The organism is Halorubrum saccharovorum DSM 1137, from assembly GCF_000337915.1.
In the GTDB taxonomy this organism is placed as follows: Archaea; Halobacteriota; Halobacteria; order Halobacteriales; family Haloferacaceae; genus Halorubrum; species Halorubrum saccharovorum.
Genome location: NZ_AOJE01000028.1, coordinates 1 through 17,620, shown reverse-complemented (window position 1 = coordinate 17,620; position 17,620 = coordinate 1). Strand labels below are relative to the sequence as shown.

The following is a 17,620-nucleotide window of genomic DNA, read 5'->3' as shown; positions in this document are numbered from 1 at the left end:
GGTCTCAGAAGTGGTTCGCGGACTCGGTCTCGTGTTTCAGCTCGCCGCCGCGGCCGCCCTCGACCGTGGAGGCGCCCTGATCGCCGGAGGAGGCGGTTCGCACCGTCACGTTCTCCACCTCGTCGAAGTCCATGATCAGGTCGCGGCGGATGTTGTCGGCGGTGATGTTCGAGATGCCGCACCCGGAGCAGGTGCCTCCGAGCTCGACGACGACCTCGCCGGTCTCGGCGTCCGCCTCGCGCACGACGCTCGTGCCGCCGTGCATCTGGATGATCGGCATCTGTCCGACCATCCACTCCTCGACCCGGTCCGCGAGGCTCTCGTCGCTCATTACCTCTTCTTCTCGGCCGAGCCTATGGAAGCTTGCGGTTTGCGAGCACGGAGAAAGCGAGAAAGGAACTGTGTCATCGTCGATCCGGCCGGAATCGGGACGAGTTTCGCGGTCGCCCGTCCGGGCGGTCGCGCGAGCGACCGCACTCACTCGTCCGGGCGGTCCGGGTCATCCCCGTCGTTCGGCAGTCGCGTCGGGTCCGCCGGGCCGTCGCCGTGCATCGAGTCGTCGCGTTCGAGGAGGTAGAGAAGCGGCCCCAGCGACGCGATCACGAGCACGCCGGGAATCGGCGCGTCGGGGACGATGAGGACGGTCGTCGCGGCGACGGCCGACGTGACGAGGACGAAACCGGCCCACAGGAGCGGCGATCCGAGGTCGACGCCGACCGCCTCGGCGTCGCGGTAGACGAGTCCGGCCGCGATCGCGGCGAGAAGCGCAGCGATCCCGGCGCCGAGAACCGTGGTGACGGACATACGGCTCGTTCGGCCGAGAGGCGAAAAAGGGTGTCGCGAGCGGACGAGAGATCCGAATTGAAAAGCGGAGAGAGGAAGGACCGCGGAGCGCGCCCGGCCCGCTACGGCGCCTCGCCCGTCTCGATGCTGAAGGAGTCGCGGGGGTACGCGACGCAGGTCAGGGTGTAGCCGTCGTCGATTTCGGCGTCTTCGAGCATCTGCTGGTTGTCGTGCTCGACGAAGTCCTCGGAGGGGCCGTCGGCGATCCGACCGGCACAGGAGACGCACTGGCCCTGTCGACAGGCGTACGGGAGGTCCCAGCCCTCGTCTTCGCCCTGTTCGAGGATGGGTTCGTCGTTGGAGAGCTCGACGGTCTCGCCCTGCTTGACGAACTCGACCTCGAAGTACTCGACCTCGTCTTCGGGGATGTCACCGGGACCGGAGCCGCCGGCCTCGCCGTCCTCCAGTTCACCCTCCTCGCCCTCGCCGCCGGCCGGGATCGCCCCGCCGCCGCCGCCACCGCCGCCGATCGAGCGGTTTCCGGGCTCGGGGAACTCGGTCTCGGGCACGGCGGCGGCGCGTTTTTGCAGTACCTCGTCCGAGATGTCCGTCGCGGGCTCCCAACCCGTCCCCTTCAGCGAGGTGACGAGGACGACGAGCAGCGTCGCGATCACCGCGAGGACGATCGCCGGCGCGTTCGCGATCGTCGTGATAAGCGGATTGAGCATACGAACGGATTAGAAGAGGTGGTTTAAGGCCGTTTTGATCGGTCCAACTGCGTGAGAGGGTGCGGTGGCGGGCGTCGGTCCGGGGCGACGGGGCGTCGACCCCCGACGACCACGCCGCGGAACGGTCCATTTATCGGCCGAGCGGTCGACTGGACCCGCATGGAAGTGAAATCGCGGCACCACCTCCGGAGCGACGACATCACGGCGATCCGGGAGGCGGTCGCAGACCACCTCGGCGTCGACATCGACGGGGACACCTTCGAGTTCGTCGAGTTCGTGGACGCGAACTACGAGCTCGTGTTGGTCGACGGCGAGCCGGCGGTGTTCTACGTCGACGACGACGAACCGTTCCTCACCGTCCGGGGCGCGAACGACTACGAACCGGAGACGGGGATCGTCACGGTCGACGCGGGCGCCATCTCGTTCGTCTCCGACGGCGCCGACGTGATGCGCCCCGGCATCGTCGAGGCCGACTCGGCGATCCGCGAGGGCGACCTCGTCGTGGTCGCCGAGGAGACCCACGGGAAGGTGCTCGCGGTCGGCCGCGCGCTGGTCGACGGCGACGAGATGGCCGGTGACAGCGGGAAGGTCGTCGAGTCGATCCACCACGTCGGCGACGAGCTGTACGAGTTCTCGGCGTAGGAGCGGTTCGGGCGGGAGGGAGCCGCCGTCCCGTTCCCTCCCTTTTAATCGCCTCGGCTGTGACCCCTACGACAATGACCGCGATCCGGGTGCTGAGCTACAACGTCCGCTACGCCAACCGGGGCGATCACCACGACGCGTGGCACGATCGCCGGGACGCCGTCGGGCGGCTCGTCCGCTTTCACCGTCCCGAGATCGCCGCCTTTCAGGAGCCGCTGCCCGACCAGCGCGAGGAGCTCCGCGAGCGGCTCCCGAACTACGAGTTCGTCGGGCGGGGACGCGAGGCCGACGACGAGGGCGAAGGGTGTCCGATCGCGGCCCGGACCGACCGGTGGCAGATCGCCGACAGCGACACGTTCTGGCTCTCCGAGACGCCCGCCGAGCCGTCGACTGACTGGGACGCCGCCCACCCGCGGATCGCGACGTGGGCGCGCGTCCGAGCGGTCGACGACGACATCGCGCTCCTCGTCGTCAACACCCACTTCGACCACGTCAGCGCGGGCGCGCGCCGCGAGTCGGCGCGGTTGCTCCGGGAGCGACTCCCGGAGCTGGCGGGACCGGACACCGACGCCCCCGACGAGACGATCCCCGTCGTGCTCGTCGGCGACCTCAACTGCACGCCGGGGTCCGACCCGCACCGTATTCTCGTCGGCGGCGATCCGGAGGGAAACGCGAGCGGTCCGATAGACGACGACAGACTCACGCTCCGCGACGCGGCCGCGATCGCGGACCTCCGACACGGCCCGGAGACGAGTCTCACCGACTTCGCACGGCTGATCGACGGGCGCCGGATCGACCACGCGCTCGTCTCGTCGGAGGTCGGCGTCGAGGCGTTCGCGACCCTCACCGACCGCGACGACCGCGGGCGGTACCCCTCCGATCACCTGCCGATCCTCGCGCGATTGGAGGTATAAAAGACGGCGGCGGTCGCTACGTCCCGTCCGCGTACTTCTCCATCACCGTCTCGTAGCCGCGCTTGGCCGTCTCGTACGTCTCGCGGAGGTCGACCACGGGGGTCTCGCTCGCGTCGACGCGGAGGTCGTTGTAGTACGGATCGTCGGTCTCTTCCTCCGTGTTCGTCACCTGCAGCGCCGCGGACTGGACCGCCAGGTCCTCTCGCTTGTCGCCGCCGGCGGCGTGGCCCGCCGCGAGCGCGTCGATCAGCCGCTCGGCGAGCGGGGCGTCGCCGTGGGCGTCCGACTCGTAGGCGGCCGCGGTGTCTTCGATCACGTCCTCGCCCGTCAGCAGGTTGCCCGCGACCGTGTAGTTCTCGCCGACGGCGTGGCCGTACCAGTCGTTGCACTCCTCGCCGGAGAACGCGAAGGTCCCGTCGGCGTCGACGCCGTGGAGCTGGCGCTGAGGCTTCCCCTCGTCGGCGTTCAGGAGGGCCTCTAAGGCGTCGTCGACCGCGAGCCCGTCCCCGAGGTACTCGATCCCCTTCCGACCCAACTCGACGTTGACGAGCGACTGGGTCGCCACCGCGCCGTCCGCCGACGCGAACGGACACAGCGTCCCGACCCCGGGCAGGCGCGTGGTCACCGCCACGCCGTATCGGACCTGGTCGCCGCCGTCGTCGTCCGTGTACCGCTCGCGAACGCAGATGCTGAACGTCACACCGGTCGTGGGAGAGCGACCGGCAAAAGACTGCGCCCCGGAGGCGCCGTTTCCGGTTCCGACCGCCATCACCGCCGACCGCGTGTCACACATCCCCGTTTTATGCCCGCTACGTGCCGGTTACGGCCGTCTCGTGGATGGAAACCCGCAGGCCGCGAAGGGGTCCACGATGTCGTGGTGCATGTAAACACCCGACACACTTATGAGTGAGAATCCCTCCCATACATATAGCCTCGGTTACGGGCGAAACAGTGACCCGCGTCGGGTCGCCCTCGACGACAGCGGCGTTCGCGGCTCGACAGGCCGTCGTTCCGGCACGGAGAGCCGCGCTGCTCTCCGACGCGGAACGGCGGCGGTCGACCGCGAGTCGCGATCGACCGCGTCCCGATCGTCGGGGCTCCGCCCGTCCGAGCGACGTGATACAATGCCAAACCGACACACGCTCGAACGGCTCAGCGAGGAGTACCGGACGAACGTCCCGGACGACCTCCGGGAGCCCCGCTCGTTCGACTGGTACCTCGACGCGCTGTACGAGGAGCCGCTGATCGCGCGGAACGCCCACCAGCGCGTCGCGGACATGTTCGACCACTACGGGACCCGGTACGACGAGGAACGGGGCGTCGTCGAGTACGGACTCGCCGCGGACGACCCGCTTCACGACGGCGAGAACGTCTTCTACGGCCGGGAGGTCCACGAGGCGATCCACGAGTTCGTCAACAAGGTGAAATCCGGCGCGCGCGGGCTCGGCCCCGAAAAGCGGATCAAGCTCCTCTTGGGCCCCGTCGGGTCCGGCAAGTCGCACTTCGACTGGCTGGTCCGCCGGTACTTCGAGGCGTACACCCGCGAGGAGGCCGGCCGGATGTACACCTTCCGCTGGGTGGACCTCTGTTCCGTGATCGACGACCAGGACCCCGGCGACGACGTGGTCCGCTCGCCGATGAATCAGGACCCGCTCGTGCTCATCCCGCGCGAACAGCGCGAGGGCGTGATCGACGAGATCAACGAGCGGCTCGACGCCCCCTACACCCTCCGGAACGACCAACACCCGGACCCGGCCTCGGAGTTCTACCTGAACGAGCTGCTCGCGCACTACGACGACGACTTGGAGCGCGTCCTCGACGAGCACGTCGAGGTCGTCCGGCTCGTCGCCGACGAGAACCGCCGGGAGTGTATCGAGACGTTCGAGCCGAAGGACAAGAAGAACCAGGACGAGACCGAGCTCACCGGCGACGTCAACTACGCGAAGCTCGCCGTCTACGGCGAGTCCGACCCGCGCGCGTTCGACTACGCCGGGGCGTTCTGCAACGCCAACCGCGGGCTGTTCTCCGGGGAGGAGCTGTTGAAGCTCCAGCGAGAGTTCCTCTACGACTTCCTCCACGCCTCCCAGGAGTCGACGATCAAGCCGAAGAACAACCCGCGGATCGACATCGATCAGGTGATCGTCGGCCGGACGAACATGCCGGAGTACCGCGAGAAGACCGGCGACGAGAAGATGGAGGCGTTCAACGACCGCACCAAGCGGATCGACTACCCCTACGTGTTGGAGTACGACAGCGAGGCGGAGATCTACGAGAAGATGCTCGACAACGCCGACGTGCCCAACGTCCACGTCGAGCCGCACGCCCTGGAGATGGCCGGGCTCTTCGGCGTGCTCACCCGCTTGGAGGAGCCGACCGACGAGACGGTGAGCCTCCTCGACAAGGCGAAGGTGTACAACGGCGAGTTAGAAGACGAGGAGATCGACCGCCGGAAGCTCCGCGAGGACGCCGCCGAGTCCGCCGACGTGGGCGAGGGGATGGACGGCATCTCCGCACGGTTCGTCGGCGACGAGATCGCCGAGGCGATCATGGACGCCACCCACCGCGACCGCGGCTACCTCTCACCGCTGTCCGTCTTCGACCACTTCGAGGCGAACCTCAGCGGCCACGGCTCGATCGCGGAGTCGGACCTCGACCGCTACGAGCGGCTCTTGGAGACGGTTCGCGAGGAGTACCGCGAGCGCGCCATCGAGGACGTGCGGCACGCGTTGGCGTACGACGTGGACGAGCTCCGCCGACAGGGGGAGAAGTACATGGACCACGTGATGGCGTACATCGACGACGACACCGTCGACGACGAGCTGACGGGGAGAGAGACCGAGCCGGACGAGACGTTCCTGCGCGCGGTCGAAGAGCAGCTGGACGTGCCCTCCGACCGCAAGGACGACTTCCGGCAGGAGGTGTCGAACTGGGTCTCCAGGCGCGCGCGCGAGGGCCGCGGCTTCGACCCGCGGGAGAACGATCGCCTCCGGCGCGCCCTGGAGCGCAAGCTCTGGGAGGACAAGAAGCACAACATCAACTTCTCGGCGCTGGTCTCCGCGACCGACCTCGACGACGAGGAGCGCAGCGCGTGGGTCGACGCCCTCGTCGACCGCGGCTACTCCGAGGACGGCGCCGCCGAGGTGTTAGAGTACGCGGGCGCGGCCGTCGCCCGCTCCGAAATCGAAGACGACGAGGACTGAGATGACCGAACGCGACACGCCGGACGGGGACGCGTTCGTCCGCGACGCCGACGAGACGCTCCGGGGGGCGTACGACCCGCCGATGAGCATCGAGGAGTACGTCGACCGGGTGTTGGAGAACCCGACCGCGGCCGCCTCCGGGGCGCGGTACCTCCTCGCCGCCGTCGAGTCGCAGGGCACCCGCGAGGTCCGCGAGCGCGGCGAGCGGCTGGAGCGCTACCGGTTCTTCGACGACCCGTTCAACGACGGCGAACACGCCGTGTTGGGCAACACCGCCGCGCTCAACGCGTTCGTCGACGACCTCCGAGCCGCCGCCGCGGGACGCGGCAACGACGAGACGATAGTCTGGATCGACGGCCCCACGGCCACCGGGAAGTCGGAGTTCAAGCGGTGTCTGGTGAACGGCCTCCGGGAGTTCTCGAAGACCGAGGCGGGGCGGCGCTACACCGTCGAGTGGAACGTCACCGGCGCCGGGAGCGGCGTCGGCGCCGGGGGTGGGGGGAGCGGCACGTCGCTCTCCTACGGGGACGGCGGCGACGCCGGGGCGTGGTACCGGAGCCCCGTCCAGACGCATCCCCTCTCGGTGTTCCCCGAGGCGGTCAGAGAGTCGATCGCGGAGGCCGTCGACGACGACGCCTACCCGATCGCGGCCGACGTGGATCTGGACCCGTTCAGTCGCGAGGCGTACGACCACCTGGAGTCGGTGTACCGCGACGAGGGGCGCCGGGACCTGTTCTCGGCGATCACCGACCGCGACCACCTCCGCGTGACGAGCTACGTCGTCGACGTGGGCGAGGGGATCGGCGTGCTTCACGCCGAGGACGACGGGAGCCCGAAGGAGCGGCTCGTCGGCTCGTGGATGGGCGGGATGCTCCGCGAACTCGACTCGCGCGGCCGGAAGAACCCGCAGGCGTTCAGCTACGACGGCGTGCTCTCGCAGGGCAACGGGGTCGCGACGGTCGTCGAGGACGCCAGCCAGCACGCCGACCTCCTCCGCCGGCTCCTCAACGTGCCCGACGAGCGGCGCGTGAAGCTCGACAAGGGGATCGGGATGGATCTGGACACCCAGCTGATCGTCATCTCGAACCCCGACCTCGACGCCGAGCTCGACCGCCACGCCGAGCGCGAGGGGGCGGACCCGCTGAAGGCGCTGAAGCGCCGCCTCACCCGCCACGAGTTCCGCTACCTCACGAACCGGCGGCTGGAGGCGGAGCTGCTGCGCCGCGAGGTCGGCGGGCCGCGGGGCGTGCCGACGGTCGACGGGGTCGAGGGAGACGGGGACGGGGACGAAGCGCGCGGGCGCGGCGGCGCCCCCGGTCCCGCCGGACCGAGCGCCGCAGGCGATCCGCCCGGGTCCGGCGACGGCCCGACACGGGATCCCGCGATCGAGCCCGGCGCCGCGGCCCTCACGATCGGGGTCCGCGACGGCGACGGCGGCGTCACCGAGCGCGAGCTCGCGCCCCACGCGGTCGGGGCGGCCGCGCTGTACGCGGTCGTCACGCGGCTCGACACCGACGATCTGCCGTCGGGGATCGACCTCGTCGAGAAGGCGGAGCTGTACGAGACCGGCGAGATCCGGCGCGACCGGGGCGGCGAGGAGGAGCGGGTCACGGTCGACGACGTCGAGTTCGGCGACGGCGACGGCCGGAACGGCGTCCCGGTCACCTACGTCCGCGACGCGGTCGCGGAGCTGCTCGGGTCGGACACCGACCGAAGCCACCCGGAGCTTCCGGTCGAGAGGGTGGTCACGCCGACGGACGTGCTCGACGCGATGGCCGAGGGGCTCTCCGAGGCGCCGGTGTTCTCTCGGTCGGAGGTCGCGGAGTTCGAGAGCCGGAAGTCCCCCGTCGCCGAGCGCGTGCGCGAGCGCCAGCGGGCGGACGTGGTCGACGCGGTCCTCGCGGCGGAGACCGTCCCGGAGGAGACCGTGGCCGAGTACGTCGAGCACGTGTACGCGTGGGACGCCGACGAGCCGGTCGAGACCGAGCGCGGCCCCGAGGAGCCGGACGCGCTCGCGATGAAGGTGTTCGAGACGGAGACGCTCGGCCGGTTCGACGAGGACGACTACCGCGGGACCGACCCCGGCGAGGCGGTCGCGACGTTCCGGCGCGAGCGGGTGATCCGCGCGCTCACCCGGTACGCGTGGCGGAACCGCGGCGACGCGTTCAGCGTCGACGACGTCGAGCTCGGCGAGATCCCGGAGCTGAAGGCGGTGTTGGAGTCGAACGACCTCGCGGACGTGAAGCGGCGGTTCCCGGACCTGGACCCCGCCGAGTGGGCCGACCCGCCCGCCGACACCGAGACGGAGCGCGCGAAGGAGTCGACGATAGCGCGACTGGTGGACCGAGGGTACAGCCCCGCCTCCGCCGAGTTGACGAGCCGCGCCGTGATGCGGAGCGTTCGCGACGAGTGGGCTGACCTGACCGCCGACGGCGACCCGGACGAGTCGCGCGACTCGGACCTACCGGGCGACGGTCGCGGCGATCGGAACGGAGGTGGTCGGACGTGGGACTGACCGAGGACCGCGAGCGATTCCGCGAGGTGGGCGAGGAGCGCCGCGAGGACCTCGCGGAGTTCATCAGCCACGGCGACCTGGGGGGCTCCGACCCCGACCGGGTCCGGATCCCCGTCAAGATCGTCGACCTCCCGGAGTTCGAGTACGACCAACGGGAGGCCGGCGGCGTCGGACAGGGACAGGACGGCCAGCCGCAGCCCGGCCAGCCGGTCGAGCCCGAACCCGACGGCGACGAGGAGGGCGATCCCGGCGAGGAGGGCGGCGAGCACGAGTACTACGAGATGGACCCGGAGGAGTTCGCGCGCGAGCTCGACGAGGAGCTGGGGCTCGACCTCGAACCGAAGGGGAAACGCGTGGTCGAGGAGGTGGAGGGCGACTTCACCGACACCGCCCGCGCCGGCCCCCGGGGCACCCTCGACGTCGACGAGTTCTTCAAGCGCGGGCTGAAGCGCCACCTCGCGACCGACTTCGACGACGAGTACGTCCGCGAGGGCCTGTTCGTCGCCGGCGCCGGCGTGGACGACGCCTTCGCGTGGGCGCGCGACGAGGGGATTCCCGTCTCGCGGGCGTGGATCGCCGACGCCGCCGCGACCCTCGCCGCGGAGCACGGCGAACCGGTGGCGGCGCTCGACCGCTGGGAGAGCTTCGATGCCCTCGACGACGCGGTCGACCGCGAGCCCGTCACGCAGCGGATCCGCCGAGAGGGGCTCGACAGCGTCCCCTTCCGCCGGGAGGACGAGCGGTTCCGCCACCCCGAGGTGATCGAGAAGCGCGAGCGCAACGTCGTCGTGGTGAACGTCCGGGACGCCTCCGGCTCGATGCGCGAGACGAAGCGCGAGCTGGTCGAGCGCGTGTTCACCCCGATGGACTGGTACCTGACCGGGAAGTACGACGCCGCGGAGTTCCGCTACGTCGTCCACGACGCGGAGGCGTGGGAGGTCGACCGCGAGGAGTTCTTCGGGGTCCAGTCGGGCGGGGGCACCCGGATCTCCAGCGCCTACGAGCTGGTCGCGGAGATACTCGAAGAGTACCCCTACAGCGAGTGGAACCGCTACGTGTTCGCCGCCGGCGACTCCGAGAACGCCGGCAGCGACACGACGGACGCGGTGATCCCGCTGATGGAGTCGATCGACGCCAACCTCCACGCGTACGTGGAGACCCAACCCGGCGGCGCCGCGCCGAACGCGCGCCACGCCGACGAGGTGGAGGAGGCGTTCGGCGACGCGGACAACGTGGCCGTCGCGCGCGTCTCGGAGCCCGACGACGTGACCGACGCCATCTACGAGATCCTCAGCACGGAGGCGGACGGCGACGGCGGCGCGACCGCCGGCGAGGCGGCTCGGGGACGGACCGACGGGGGTGAGAACCGATGAGAGACGAGCGCGTGGAGGCGAAACGCGAGGCGGCGTCGCTCGACGAGCCCGCCGCCGAGGCCCGCCAGCTCGCGGAGCGGCTCGGGTTGGAGCCGTATCCGGTGCGGTACTGGGTGGTCGACCACGACGAGATGAACGAGCTGATCGCGTACGGCGGCTTCCAGCGGCGGTACCCCCACTGGCGCTGGGGGATGAACTACGAGCGGCAGCGCAAGAAGGACCGCCACGGGCTCGGGAAGGCGTTCGAGATCGTCAACAACGACGACCCGAGCCACGCGTTCCTCCAGGAGTCGAACTCGGCGGCCGACCAGAAGGCGGTGATCACCCACGTCGAGGCCCACGCCGACTTCTTCGCGAACAACCGCTGGTTCGGGCTGTACGCCGACCGGGGCGAGGACGGCCCGAACGCCGCGGCGCGGCTGGAGCGCAACGCCGACCGGATCGCGGCGATCGCCGACCGCCCGGCGGTCGATCGCGACGAGGTCGAGCGCCTGATCGACGCCGTGACCGCGTTAGAGGACACGATCGACCAGCACAGCCCGGTCGACGCCGCGCGGTCGGTCGAGGAGCCGGGAATCGCCGAGGACGTGAACGACCCGGACGAGGACCCGCTCGCGGCGATCGAAGAGCGGATCGCGGAGCTGGACCTCTCCGAGGAGGTGCGCCGCGACGTGTTCGACGACGAGTGGCTCGAAGCCAGGGGCGAGGGCGTCGAGCCGGAGGAGCCGCGCCCGGACGTGCTCGCGTTCCTGCGCGACCACGGGAAGCGCTACGATCCCGAGAGCGGGAAGTCCGTCGACCGCGAGCCGTGGGAGACGACCGTCATCGACGCGCTCCGCGAGGAGGCGTACTACTTCGCCGGGCAAAAGCAGACGAAGGTGATGAACGAGGGGTGGGCGACGTATTGGGAATCCGTCATGATGGGCGGCGAGGGGTTCGCCGGCCCCGACGAGTTCCTCACGTACGCCGACCACATGTCCCGGGTGCTCGGGTCGCCGGGGATCAACCCCTACAAGCTCGGGTTCGAGCTGTGGAGCCACGTGGAGCTCCGGGCGGCCCGCCGCGACGTGATCGACAAGCTGCTCCGCGTGGAGGGAGTAACGCCCGAGAACTTCCACTCGCGGGTCGACCTCGACGAGGTCGCCGACGCGCTCGAACCGCATCCCGCGATCGCCGGGGCGGGGCCGGCGACGCTGGACGAGTTGGCCGAGCTCGCCGCCGACGGCGACCCGCGCGTCGACGCCGAGGCGATCGACCGGGCGCTGTCGGCCCGGAGCGAAGGGCCCCCAGAAACTGACGGCGACTGGGAGTCAGATCCCGACGACGGCCCGGACATCGAGCGGTATCCGTGGAAGCTCCTCACGCGCGAGGGGCTCGCGGAGCGCCACTACGTCCTCTCGCGACCGGAACACCGGGGCGCCCTCCGGAACGTCTCGCGGGAGACCCTTACCGAGCGGGCGCGGTACATGTTCGACATCGACCGGTACGCGACCGTCGACGAGGCGCTCGCCGACGTGGACCGCGCGGCGGGCTGGGATCGGATGTTAGAGGTCCGCGAAAGTCACAACGACGTGACGTTCATCGACGCGTTCCTCACCGACGAGTTCGTGCGCGAGGGGAACTACTTCACCTACGAGTACAGCCGGGCGACCGAACAGCACCGCGTCGCCAGCGTCGACGCCGACGACGTGCGGAAGAAGCTCCTCCTGCGGTTCACGAACTTCGGGAAGCCGACGGTCGTCGTGCTCGACGGTAACTTCCGGAACCGGGGGGAGCTCCTTCTCGGCCACCAGTACAACGGGGTCGCCCTCGACGAGGAGTCGGCGAAGGCGACCTTGGAGCGCGTCTTCGAGCTGTGGGGACGGCCGGTGAACCTCGCGACGATCCGCGTGGAGTACTCCGACGAGGCGATCCGCCGCGCCAAGCGGCGGGGCACCGAGCCGAAGGGCGAAGAGGTCGGCGTGCGGTTCCAGTACGACGGCGGCGAGGTGACCGCACACGACCTCGATCCGGAGATCAAAGAGCGGATCGCGGCCGACGAGGTCGACTACGACACGAAGCCCGACGACTGGCTGGCGTGAGGAGCGGGCGAAAAAGGGGACAGGTCGCGAGCGGCCACGTCCCGAAAATCCGCGGGCGACCGCGGTCCTACGCTAGGTCCGCGACCAGCGCGGCGACGGCGTCCGTCTCCTCTTCGTTGATCCCGTGACCCATCCCCTCGTAGATCCGCTCGTCCACGTCCGCGCCGAGCGCCTCCAGCACCTCGACGGTCTCGTGGACCCGCTCCTCGGGAATGTGAGGGTCGACGTCGCTACACCCGAGGAACGCCGGCGTCCCCGCGAGCGCGTCGGCGGGGTCGCCGTCGACCGCGGCCACCGCGTGGGAGACGTAGTCGTCGAGGTCGATCGACTCACCGATCAGCCCGCCGCTCAGGACTGCGAGCCCGCCGTATCGGGTCGGATTCCGCGCGACGAACTCGCTCGCGAGGCAGGCGCCCTGTGAGAAGCCGCCGACGAGGACTCGTTCGGTCGGAATTCCCGCGTCCGTGGCGGTCTCGACCGCGCGACCGACCGCCCGCAGGCCGGAACTCCGACCGGGCTCGTTGTCCGCGACGGGCGCGAGGAAGGAGTTCGGGTACCACGTGTTCGCCGCCGCCTGCGGCGCGAGTAGTGAGAGACCGGAGGTCTCTCTGACAGCCGGCGGCGAAGCCGCCGGCGACAGCGCGGCGTCGACGTCGCCCGCGACCTCTGCCCCGAACTCGAGGATACTGCGCGCGGTCGCGCCGCGACCGTGAACGAGGACGACGGCGGCGTCCGCCGACTCGACGTCGGTACCGGCGGTCACGAGCTGTTCGTCCGCGTGAGGGTCGCCGCCCGCGTGCGGAGCGCGCCCGCTCATACGCCGACGCCCGCGTCCGCGTCGGGCAGATCGTGCTTCTCCACCGGAAGGCCGAGCTCCTCTAAAGCGCCCTTCATATGGCGGTCCTGCGCGAAGTCGGCCCCGTCCTCCTCACGGAGGCGCTGGGCGGTCGCGAGCACCTCTCCCTTGCGGCCATCCGGGATCTCGTACTTGTCCGCGGAGAGCTCGATGACGAGTCCGTTGTTGTCCTGGGTGTAAATGGAGTGGAAGATTCCCCGATCGAACACGTTGTACCCCTTGCCGGCCTCCTCTAACGCCGCCATGATCTCCTCGTACTCGTCGGGCTCGACGCTGAAACAGAGGTGATGGACGGCACCAGTGCCGGCGCGCTGGCCGCGCGCGGAGGGCCGATCGTCGCTCACGAAGAAGGTCAGGATCCGCCCGTCGCCGGTGTCGAAGAACAGGTGCGTCTGCGAGGGGTCGTCGAGGTTCGGCTGGCGCAACACGAGCGGCATGCCGAGCAGGTCGCGGTAGAACTCGATCGTGTCGTCTTCGTTGCTACCCCAGACGGTGATGTGATCGGTACCGGTGGTGTGGAACGGTGCGTCGGGCAACTCCGACGTGACCGGAGCCGCGGATTCGTCGCTCATACCCCAGATACGAGACGGACACAGATAAAAGCGAAAGGGACCGAGAAGCCACCGGCTGACATCGGTGTTATCTGGTCGAACGCCCGGGCCGTCGACGCGACACCGCGTCGAAGCGGTTGCAACGACGAAGCGAACCTCTTAATCCGGACAGCCCGAACCGTAAGGCATGGAGACACTGCTACATTCCGGCCTCGAACATCCGAGCATGCTGTGGATCGCGGCCGCCGCGGTCGTCTCGTTCGTTCTCGGCGTCGTTTCGGCCACCTACGGTCAGCGCCTCGCGTTCCCGTTCCGGGACTCCGCCGAGGAGTGATCGCGAGCGACCGGACCGAGGCAGCGAGTGCGTCGAGCCGGGAGCCTACGACCGCTGCCAGACGGGCGGCGCGACGCCGAGGGTCCGGACGACGACCGGATAGCCGAACGCGACGACGAACACGAGCAGCATCGACGGGAGAAACGAGAGCGAGCCGACGACGCGCTCGACGAGCGCCAACACGACGAACATCACGACGAACATTACTCCCCAGTGAGGGGCCAGCTGACGGACTTTCTCAGCGGTATCGGCCATACGCCTCGTAACGGGCCCGACGGATATACGTTTCCGGTCGCGTTGCGCGCGCCACGGGCAGCGAACTCCCGTCACCCCCCGGAAGAAAACCGACCGAGATAGGCGAACGAAACCGGAGAAGGAGATGATCGGGCGATGTCGGGCGTCAGTACCGCGACGGAATGAACGTCGCCGAGAGCAGCAGGACGACCGAAATCAGCGACATGAACAGCACTCGCGTCAGCCCGGAATTGTACTGTTCAAACTGGTCAATCTCCGCGAGCTGTGCCTCGTACCCCTCCATGTCGCTCGACATCGTCAGCGTGGACGCGTCCGGGAAGTTCGCGATGAGGTTCGTCTCGCCGAGCGTAACCGTGGCCCCCTGTTCGACCTCGATCGAGTTGGTTTGGGTCCCCTCCCAGACGATAACGGCCTGTTCAGTGGTGACCTGGTCGACGGTCACTGACTGACCGCTGTACTCGAACGAGTCGCCCGTCGCGTACGATCGCTCCTCGGGAGCCGGGAAGTACTCGTCCGCCGGAACGAGCGTCGATTCACCGTTTTCGGTGACTACGACGTACTCGCCGTCGTCGCGTTGGACGGTCTCGTTGTCCGCGGAGTCATCGGCCTCGAGGATCGCCTGCCGGTCCAGTACCTCGACGAGCGTGAACGCGGACGGATCGTCACCGGTGATCTCAACCCGCCACTCGTCGCCGGCGACCGTGACCGTTGACCCGTTCGCCCAAGTCTCGGACTCCTCTACCGCGACCTCCCGTTCGATCGTCGCCACAACCGAGGTTGTGGCACTACCACCGTGGCCGCCACCCCCCTCCTCGACTTCGGAGATCTCAGCGACGACGTACTCCGCGCCGTTCACTTGGAACGTGTCACCGGAGGACAGTTCGTAGTCAGGATTCTCGAACGCGACCTCCGGACTCTCAGCCGTCACAGTGAGCACACCGGCCACGCCCGCAACGAGAAGGAAGAGCGCGGCGTACACGGCCACAGCGCGTCGTTGCATAGTTCCAGCATGGGTCACCCGGTGTATAACGGTTACTAAGCCGTGCTCCTGAAACGCGAAGCGAACCAGAAGCGGACCGTCGACACGATACAGCGACACCGCGTCCGGTGGGAGACCTCCGGTCGATCGCAGACGAGAACCCTCGAATACAAGTAGATCCGATAATTAGACAACTAAGTCTGATCCGTACCAACGGAGATTTCATCGAATTCGTCGAACGACCGAGAGACGGGTATCAACTGTCCCCCTCTGCAACAGCACTTTAATTGCGCGCCGCCGAACGGGAGCAATGGCAGATCCCGACAGAGCGGCACCACCAGAAGTGCTCGACAGCAAGCGCGACGCGACGCGGTATCAGGTCATGGTGGAGATCGCCGCCCGGCAGCCCGCAGTGAGCCAGACGGAGATCGCCGAAGCGATCGGCGTGACATCGCAGGCCGTCAGCGACTACGTCCGAGACCTCGTCGAACACGGCTACGTCGAGAAGGAAGGACGAGGGCGGTACGCGGTGACGAAAGAAGGCGTCGACTGGCTGATCTCGCGGACCGACAACCTAGAGGCGTACCTCGACCGCGTCAGTTCCGACGTGCTCGGCAGCGTCGACGTCGACGCCGCGATCGCGATGGACGACGTGTCCGAGGGGAGCGACGTCGGCCTGGTCATGCGCGACGGCGTCCTCCACGCGAATCCGGCAGGCGGGACCGCGACGGCGGTCACCGTCACCACTGCCTCAGCGGGCGAAGCGGTCGGAGTCGCCGACTTCGAAGGCGTCGTCGATTACGACACCGGATACGTCACGGTGCTCCCCGTTCCGGCCGTCACGGACGGCGCATCGGTCGACCCCAACGTGCTCACGGCGACCCGACCACCCGAAAGCCTCCTCGCCGTCGCCGGGACCGAGGCGTACGCGCTCGCAGCGCGAGCGGGCACGCGCCCAGACATCCGCTTCGGAACGGCCGACGCCGTCGCCGAAGCCGCGGTACGAGGACTGGACGTGTTACTGGTGGTTACCGCCGACCAACTGCCCCAACACACCGCACGACTCCGCGACGAGAACATCCCGCACGAAGTGCTCGACGCGGGCGACTTCTGAGACGACACCGGACAGCAACGAAGATTCCCGTCGCCAAGCGAGTCGCTATCGGGATAAAAGAAAGCCAAGGGCCGGATTTGAACCGGCGTTGGGCGGCTCTGCAGGCCGCTGCGTCTGACCAGACTCTGCCACCTTGGCGCTTATCGGACGTACCGCAGTCGAGCGTTTAAGCCTAGCGGTCGGTCGTGAGCCGCATCGCTATCACGCGGTACACATGAAAACAGCCCACGGACACGATGTCCGTGGGCCGAAAATCTGGATGGGAGTATTCTCCCGGATGAATGGGCAGGCGGCGAACCGCGGTTCCCAGAGGATCGCTCACTCCAGTACNGTCCGTGGGCCGAAAATCTGGATGGGAGTATTCTCCCGGATGAATGGGCAGGCGGCGAACCGCGGTTCCCAGAGGATCGCTCACTCCAGTACTTCCCGGTACGCTGGTGGGCTTAACTTCCGTGTTCGGAATGGGTACGGGTGTCGCCCCACCGCTGTGGCCGCCTTTACGCCGACTCTCGGAATCGAACCGAGACTCTCTCCACAATCCGTGGCAGAGACGCCTGTGTCGGTGGTTCTTCCGACCGTGTATATGTGCGATCCAGTTACCGCCTGAACTCATACGAACTGTGGTGTCAGTGCCGTATGACTGTGGCTTCGGTCTGTTAGTGCTCGTGGACTCAACACCTCGTTGCCTCGGTGCGTACATCCCGAGTCTATCGAACTCGTCTTCTACGAGTGACCTCATCGGTACTTCTTTTCCATGTGGGTTTCGAGCTTAGATGCGTTCAGCTCTTACCCCGTGTCGCGTGGCTACCCGGCATTGCGTTCTCACACAACCGGTACACCAGTGGCGACCAAACGTAGTTCCTCTCGTACTATACGTTCGTTCACGTCAAGTACCTTGACACCCCCAATAGATAGCAGCCGACCTGTCTCACGACGGTCTAAACCCAGCTCACGACCTCCTTTAATAGGCGAACAACCTCNCCCGGTCGATATGTGCTCTTGCGGGTGACGACTCTGTTATCCCTAAGGTAGCTTTTCTGTCATCTACGGGCCCCATTCCGGAGCCTCGTAGGTTCGCTAGACCACGCTTTCGCGTCAGCGTCACTCGTTGGGAATGACACTGTCAGACCATCTTGTGCTCTTGCGCTCTTCGCCGGATTCCCGACCCGGCTGAGATGATCTTCGGGCGCGCTCGATATCTTTTCGAGCGCGTACCGCCCCAGTCAAACTGCCCGGCTACCGGTGTACTCCTCCCGGAGTGAGAGTCGCAGTCACCGACGGGTAGTATTTCAATG

16 protein-coding genes, 1 tRNA gene and 2 rRNA genes are annotated in these 17,620 nt (G+C 68.2%); 8 read left to right on the top strand and 11 right to left on the bottom strand.

Translation table 11 applies throughout. The features are described 5' to 3' along the window. Positions 1-4: 4 nt before the first annotated feature. The 3 genes from C471_RS08280 to C471_RS08270 form a co-directional block, all read right to left on the bottom strand. The gene (locus C471_RS08280; RefSeq protein WP_004048079.1) at positions 5-331 is read right to left on the bottom strand and encodes a NifU family protein; all 327 of its coding nucleotides are present in this window, start codon (positions 329-331) and stop codon (positions 5-7) included. A 146-nt stretch (positions 332-477) separates the two neighbouring features. Beyond that, positions 478-804 carry a hypothetical protein gene (locus tag C471_RS08275; protein WP_004048077.1) on the bottom strand — a complete coding sequence of 109 codons (327 nt, stop codon included), beginning with the start codon at positions 802-804 and terminating at the stop codon, positions 478-480. Between the two features lie 101 nt (positions 805-905). After that, positions 906-1,511, bottom strand: coding sequence for a 2Fe-2S iron-sulfur cluster-binding protein (locus C471_RS08270; protein WP_004048075.1), 606 nt, complete (start codon positions 1,509-1,511; stop codon positions 906-908). Between the two features lie 159 nt (positions 1,512-1,670). Here C471_RS08270 and C471_RS08265 point away from each other — a divergent pair, with 159 nt between their 5' ends. Then, a complete protein-coding gene (locus C471_RS08265; RefSeq protein WP_004048074.1) occupies positions 1,671-2,153 on the top strand; it encodes an RNA-binding protein in 483 nt (160 codons plus the stop codon). Between the two features lie 74 nt (positions 2,154-2,227). Then, positions 2,228-3,067, top strand: coding sequence for an endonuclease/exonuclease/phosphatase family protein (locus C471_RS08260; RefSeq protein ID WP_004048071.1), 840 nt, complete (start codon positions 2,228-2,230; stop codon positions 3,065-3,067). Positions 3,068-3,083: 16 nt separating this feature from the next. Here C471_RS08260 and C471_RS08255 read toward each other — a convergent pair whose 3' ends face one another. After that, on the bottom strand, positions 3,084-3,767 hold the full coding sequence (locus tag C471_RS08255) for a DUF1028 domain-containing protein (protein WP_004048068.1): 684 nt from the start codon (positions 3,765-3,767) through the stop codon (positions 3,084-3,086). A gap of 424 nt (positions 3,768-4,191) precedes the next feature. Here C471_RS08255 and C471_RS08250 point away from each other — a divergent pair, with 424 nt between their 5' ends. The 4 genes from C471_RS08250 to C471_RS08235 are packed head-to-tail and all read left to right on the top strand — an operon-like array spanning position 4,192 to position 12,236. Continuing rightward, complete coding sequence (locus C471_RS08250) at positions 4,192-6,267, top strand: PrkA family serine protein kinase (RefSeq protein ID WP_004048066.1); 2,076 nt, start codon at positions 4,192-4,194, stop codon at positions 6,265-6,267. Between the two features lies 1 nt (position 6,268). Further along, the gene (locus C471_RS08245) at positions 6,269-8,782 is read left to right on the top strand and encodes a PrkA family serine protein kinase (RefSeq protein ID WP_004048064.1); all 2,514 of its coding nucleotides are present in this window, start codon (positions 6,269-6,271) and stop codon (positions 8,780-8,782) included. Beyond that, positions 8,773-10,155: a DUF444 family protein gene (locus tag C471_RS08240; RefSeq protein ID WP_004048062.1), complete on the top strand. Its 1,383-nt coding sequence runs from the start codon at positions 8,773-8,775 to the stop codon at positions 10,153-10,155. Before C471_RS08245 ends, C471_RS08240 begins: the two co-directional genes overlap by 10 nt. After that, positions 10,152-12,236: a SpoVR family protein gene (locus C471_RS08235; RefSeq protein WP_004048061.1), complete on the top strand. Its 2,085-nt coding sequence runs from the start codon at positions 10,152-10,154 to the stop codon at positions 12,234-12,236. Before C471_RS08240 ends, C471_RS08235 begins: the two co-directional genes overlap by 4 nt. 67 nt (positions 12,237-12,303) lie before the next feature. On the opposite strand, the gene C471_RS08230 is transcribed toward C471_RS08235, so the two are convergent. Continuing rightward, on the bottom strand, positions 12,304-13,053 hold the full coding sequence (locus tag C471_RS08230; RefSeq protein ID WP_004048059.1) for an alpha/beta hydrolase: 750 nt from the start codon (positions 13,051-13,053) through the stop codon (positions 12,304-12,306). Further along, positions 13,050-13,664, bottom strand: a complete 615-nt coding sequence (locus tag C471_RS08225) for a VOC family protein (protein ID WP_004048058.1) — start codon at positions 13,662-13,664, stop codon at positions 13,050-13,052. Before C471_RS08225 ends, C471_RS08230 begins: the two co-directional genes overlap by 4 nt. Before the next feature lie 166 nt (positions 13,665-13,830). Between C471_RS08225 and C471_RS17645 the strand changes: the two genes are divergently transcribed. Beyond that, positions 13,831-13,977: a hypothetical protein gene (locus tag C471_RS17645; RefSeq protein WP_169332424.1), complete on the top strand. Its 147-nt coding sequence runs from the start codon at positions 13,831-13,833 to the stop codon at positions 13,975-13,977. 45 nt (positions 13,978-14,022) lie between these two features. On the opposite strand, the gene C471_RS08220 is transcribed toward C471_RS17645, so the two are convergent. Together C471_RS08220 and C471_RS08215 are read right to left on the bottom strand one after the other, a co-directional pair. Next, complete coding sequence (locus C471_RS08220) at positions 14,023-14,232, bottom strand: hypothetical protein (RefSeq protein ID WP_049909139.1); 210 nt, start codon at positions 14,230-14,232, stop codon at positions 14,023-14,025. 145 nt (positions 14,233-14,377) lie between these two features. After that, a complete protein-coding gene (locus C471_RS08215; protein WP_004048052.1) occupies positions 14,378-15,217 on the bottom strand; it encodes a hypothetical protein in 840 nt (279 codons plus the stop codon). Between the two features lie 304 nt (positions 15,218-15,521). Between C471_RS08215 and C471_RS08210 the strand changes: the two genes are divergently transcribed. Further along, the gene (locus C471_RS08210; RefSeq protein ID WP_049909136.1) at positions 15,522-16,325 is read left to right on the top strand and encodes a DUF7839 domain-containing protein; all 804 of its coding nucleotides are present in this window, start codon (positions 15,522-15,524) and stop codon (positions 16,323-16,325) included. Between the two features lie 62 nt (positions 16,326-16,387). Here C471_RS08210 and C471_RS08205 read toward each other — a convergent pair. The 3 genes from C471_RS08205 to C471_RS17835 all read right to left on the bottom strand — a co-directional run. After that, positions 16,388-16,463, bottom strand: a tRNA-Cys gene (locus C471_RS08205). Between the two features lie 239 nt (positions 16,464-16,702). Then, positions 16,703-16,824, bottom strand: a 5S ribosomal RNA gene (gene rrf, locus C471_RS08200). 137 nt (positions 16,825-16,961) lie between these two features. Further along, positions 16,962-17,620: ribosomal RNA gene (locus C471_RS17835) — 23S ribosomal RNA — on the bottom strand; the annotation flags it as partial.

What these genes read in the sequence shown, in the direction of transcription:
- C471_RS08260 (WP_004048071.1), top strand. Translation starts at nt 2,228, where the DNA reads ATGACCGCGATCCGGGTGCTGAGCTACAACGTCCGCTACGCCAACCGG.
- C471_RS08280 (WP_004048079.1), bottom strand. Translation starts at nt 331, where the DNA reads ATGAGCGACGAGAGCCTCGCGGACCGGGTCGAGGAGTGGATGGTCGGA.
- C471_RS17645 (WP_169332424.1), top strand. Translation starts at nt 13,831, where the DNA reads ATGGAGACACTGCTACATTCCGGCCTCGAACATCCGAGCATGCTGTGG.
- C471_RS08245 (WP_004048064.1), top strand. Translation starts at nt 6,269, where the DNA reads ATGACCGAACGCGACACGCCGGACGGGGACGCGTTCGTCCGCGACGCC.
- C471_RS08265 (WP_004048074.1), top strand. Translation starts at nt 1,671, where the DNA reads ATGGAAGTGAAATCGCGGCACCACCTCCGGAGCGACGACATCACGGCG.
- C471_RS08235 (WP_004048061.1), top strand. Translation starts at nt 10,152, where the DNA reads ATGAGAGACGAGCGCGTGGAGGCGAAACGCGAGGCGGCGTCGCTCGAC.
- C471_RS08250 (WP_004048066.1), top strand. Translation starts at nt 4,192, where the DNA reads ATGCCAAACCGACACACGCTCGAACGGCTCAGCGAGGAGTACCGGACG.
- C471_RS08210 (WP_049909136.1), top strand. Translation starts at nt 15,522, where the DNA reads ATGGCAGATCCCGACAGAGCGGCACCACCAGAAGTGCTCGACAGCAAG.
- C471_RS08220 (WP_049909139.1), bottom strand. Translation starts at nt 14,232, where the DNA reads ATGGCCGATACCGCTGAGAAAGTCCGTCAGCTGGCCCCTCACTGGGGA.
- C471_RS08275 (WP_004048077.1), bottom strand. Translation starts at nt 804, where the DNA reads ATGTCCGTCACCACGGTTCTCGGCGCCGGGATCGCTGCGCTTCTCGCC.
- C471_RS08225 (WP_004048058.1), bottom strand. Translation starts at nt 13,664, where the DNA reads ATGAGCGACGAATCCGCGGCTCCGGTCACGTCGGAGTTGCCCGACGCA.
- C471_RS08270 (WP_004048075.1), bottom strand. Translation starts at nt 1,511, where the DNA reads ATGCTCAATCCGCTTATCACGACGATCGCGAACGCGCCGGCGATCGTC.
- C471_RS08230 (WP_004048059.1), bottom strand. Translation starts at nt 13,053, where the DNA reads ATGAGCGGGCGCGCTCCGCACGCGGGCGGCGACCCTCACGCGGACGAA.